The sequence below is a fragment of the Streptococcus suis genome (genome assembly GCF_019794615.1).
In the GTDB taxonomy this organism is placed as follows: Bacteria; Bacillota; Bacilli; order Lactobacillales; family Streptococcaceae; genus Streptococcus; species Streptococcus suis_AI.
Genome location: NZ_JAIMDU010000075.1, coordinates 1 through 718, shown reverse-complemented (window position 1 = coordinate 718; position 718 = coordinate 1). Strand labels below are relative to the sequence as shown.

Genomic DNA, 718 nt, shown 5'->3' with positions numbered 1-718 from the left:
GAATACCAACATGACGAATCCCTCCTTCTTAATTACAAATTTTTAGCATCTAATTTAACTTCAATTTATAGTATAACACAACAAGATGATATGTTCAATATAAAAGTTATGGAATGAGTCTCATACTTCCAATTCGATGCCAGATTTAAAGGATATGACGAAGTGTTCTTCATAGACTGTAACGCTCTGGATTATCTTCCTTAGTAGCAAGCGATTAGCTTTCACAAAATCTTCTGTTTGTAGTTTTAAAAATTCATCAGGATTTTCTAACTCAACCTCAAAATATTTCATTTTACATTCCCTCATTTCATTTATTGATAAATTGAGTTTACAAAAAAGAGTGGACAATTTTTGTCTACTCTTAACCTTTAAAATAGTTTTTTTTAATCGATTTGAAGTTGCCTAAATTATTACTTATTCGGTAAAATGAAGTATTGCTTTCAACAGATTTCCTTCAACTACACTTCACTTGATTCAAACAAGGTGGGTACATTTCTATTCCCACAAACTCCTTGTCAATGGAAACAAACACGTACCCACAGGGTAAATGGAAATAGAAACTGATAATTTCTAGCTATCACTTCTACTCATTCCAAAAATTTTCTCACTCTGATACTTACCCACCATAAAGCAAAAAGCCTTGCAACAAAGGCTTTTCATTATCCCTTTCGTTCCAAGGTTTCTAGGCTTTTACGAGCAGTGCGACACACTCGACGTG

General features: G+C 33.0%; 1 protein-coding gene. It reads right to left on the bottom strand.

Annotation, left to right across the window (positions count from 1 at the left end; translation table 11 throughout):
- Positions 1-120: 120 nt before the first annotated feature.
- Positions 121-291 carry a hypothetical protein gene (locus tag K6V43_RS11365; protein ID WP_002941306.1) on the bottom strand — a complete coding sequence of 57 codons (171 nt, stop codon included), beginning with the start codon at positions 289-291 and terminating at the stop codon, positions 121-123.
- Positions 292-718: the final 427 nt, after the last annotated feature.